The organism is Oerskovia sp. NPDC056781 (assembly GCF_042789955.1).
Lineage (GTDB): Bacteria > Actinomycetota > Actinomycetes > Actinomycetales > Cellulomonadaceae > Oerskovia > Oerskovia rustica.
In genome coordinates this window covers 1-2,583 of record NZ_JBHUAD010000357.1, presented here as the reverse complement: position 1 = coordinate 2,583, position 2,583 = coordinate 1, and the positions used below count along the sequence as shown (strand labels likewise).

Annotated in this window: 2 protein-coding genes; both read right to left on the bottom strand. The window is 70.8% G+C overall.

Going from position 1 to position 2,583, the window contains the following annotated elements:
* Nucleotides 1-27 precede the first annotated feature (27 nt).
* Nucleotides 28-882: a MaoC/PaaZ C-terminal domain-containing protein gene (locus ACFRCR_RS18275; RefSeq protein ID WP_377679584.1), complete on the bottom strand. Its 855-nt coding sequence runs from the start codon at nucleotides 880-882 to the stop codon at nucleotides 28-30.
* A 91-nt stretch (nucleotides 883-973) separates the two neighbouring features.
* The gene (gene caiC, locus ACFRCR_RS18270) at nucleotides 974-2,506 is read right to left on the bottom strand and encodes a crotonobetaine/carnitine-CoA ligase (RefSeq protein WP_377679585.1); all 1,533 of its coding nucleotides are present in this window, start codon (nucleotides 2,504-2,506) and stop codon (nucleotides 974-976) included.
* Between the last annotated feature and the right edge of the window lie 77 nt (nucleotides 2,507-2,583).

Below are 2,583 nucleotides of genomic sequence, written 5' to 3'. Positions count from 1 at the left end.
CCCCCGCGGGGCGGCGGTCGTCCTGGCTCAGGCCCACTCGATCACGCCGAAGTTGAGGAACGGCTTGGCCGACGGGTCGTCGGCGTCCACCAGGCGGAAGTGCACCCGCCCGTCCTCCATACGCCACATCTGCGTCGACACCCGGGTCCCCGGCAGGACGGAGGCGGTGATGCGCGTCTTGAAGCGCTTGAGACGCTCGGGCTCGCCCGGGACGAACGCGCGCACGAAGTGGCGGCACACGATGCCGGCGAAGCTCACGGCGTGCAGGATCGGACGGGGCTGACCGTTCTCGGCCGCGTACTCCCAGTCGACGTGCTGCGGGTGGTAGTCGCCCGACAGGCGGTAGATCAGCGCCTGGTTCTCCGGGATGGTCTCGATGGTCTCGACGTCGGGCTCGCGGTCGGGCATCTCGACGATGTCCTTCGGCGCAGCCGGCCCACCCCACCCGCCGTCGTAGATGAGGCAGTCCCAGCTCTCGTTCGTGAAGAGGAGATTGCCCTCGTCGTCGTACGTGTCGCCGACGTGCTGGGCGAGCAGCCCCTTGCCCTCGCCCCGGTCGTACAGGCCCTTGAGCAGCACCTTGGTCGAGAGCTTCCCGTCCAGCCGGGTGATCGGCCGGTGGAAGGTGACGTCGAAGCTCCAGTGCAGCGACCCGGCGTAGTCGTAGCCGTAGTCGATGGTGCGGGTGACCTCGGAGTCGACGATCGGCATCGCGGCGAAGGTCGGCAGGACCTTCATGTCCTTCTCGTACACGTACTCGAGGTCGGTGCGGCCGTCGATCGCGCAGCCGGAGCCGAGGGCGAACAGGCTCAGGTCGCGGAAGGTGTACTCGCGCTCGAACGGGCCGAACCACTGGCCGACCATCTCGGTCTTGATGACCATCGTTTCCTACTCTCTGCGTGCTCTGCGCGCGTCCGGGGAACGTGCGCGGGGGTTCGGGTGCGGGAGCCGCCCGGCCCCCGTGACGTCGGCCTCAGACCAGCGCGGCCTTGGCGACCTTGAAGGTGGTGGTGCGGGGCAGGTCGTCGACGACCTCCACGATCGTGGGGACCTTGAAGTCCGCGAGGTGGGCGGCGCAGTGCGCGCGTACCTGCGCCACGGTGACGACCTGTCCGGGGACGAGCACGACGAACGCCTTGACGGCTTCGTCGTGCACGGGGTCGGGGACACCGATCACGGCGGCCTCGGCGACCGCCGGGTGCCGGGTGAGCACCTCCTCGACCTCCGTCGGGGAGACGTTCTCGCCCGAGCGCTTGACGAAGTGCGTGCGGCGGTCGACGAACCAGTGCCAGCCGTCGGCGTCCACGCGACCGAGGTCGCCCGTGCGGAACCAGCCCTCGGGGGTGATCGCGGCCGCCGTGGCCTCGGGGTCGCGGAAGTACTCCTTCATGAGCGTGCGGCCGGGCACCCCGCGCACCTGGATCTCGCCCACGGTGCCGACCGGGACCTCGTGCCCGTCGACGTCGGCGATGCGCACCTCGTACCCGAGGCCCACGCGGCCCACCGACGGCCAGCGGCGCTCGCCCACGGGCGGGTCCGTGAGGACGCCGACGAGGGTCTCGCTCGTGCCGTAGGAGTTGAGGAGGCGTACCCCGAAGCGCTGCTCGTAGGCGGCCTTCTCCTCGTCCGTGACCGGCAGGTAGTAGAGGACCTCTCGCACCTGGTGGTCGCGCTCGTCCACGGCGACGGGCTGGAGCATGGTCGTGCGAAGCATCATGGCGATGCTCTGCACCACGGTCGCGCGGTGCTCGCGCACCTGCGCCCAGAACCGTCGTGCGCTGAACCGCTCGACGGCGACCAGGGTCGCACCGGCTGTCAGCACGGGCATGAGGGCGTTGAGCTGGAAGTTCACGTGGCAGGCGGGCATGGTCGTCAGGAGCCGGTCCTGCGCCGTCATCGTGGCCTGCCAGTCGACGAACAGCCCGCTGAACAGCAGGTTGGCGTGGGTCAGCACGACGCCCTTGGGGCACGCCGTGGAACCGGACGTGAAGACGATGCCGACCGGGTCCTCGCCCGCGAGCGGGACACGGTCCACCAGGACGTCCGGCTGGGCGTCGCGGGCGGGCCCGTACGGCGTCGTGCCGGGTACGTCGTGCTGCGAGCGGGCGAGCAGGATGCGCGGGTCGCCGACGTAGCCGTGCGCGGGCAGGACGTCGGGCTCGGCGACCACGACGCGCGCCCCGACCCGGCGCTGGATGTCGTTGCACTCTCTCGCCGTGCTGCGGGGGTGGAACGGGACGCTGACGGCGCCGACGAGCGCCAGGCCGAAGAGGCACTCGAGCATCTCGGGGCAGTTGCCGAGGTGGACGCCGACGTGGTCGCCCGGGGCGACGCCCCAGGAACGGAAGAGGTTGGCCGTGCGGACGATCCGCTCCGCGAACTGGCCGTACGTCCACTCCGTCACGACGCCGTCCCGGTCCTCGAAGACGAGGAAGGTCCTGTCCGCGGAGGTGCGGGTGAGCTCCTCCCACAGGTCTCGCAGCGTCCTGTTCCCCACGATGTCCATCCACCTCACCCGTTCCTCGGTGCGCCCGGCTCCCCGGGCGCGCTGTGTCGGTCGGCGGGTGCGCGCGGTCCTCGTCC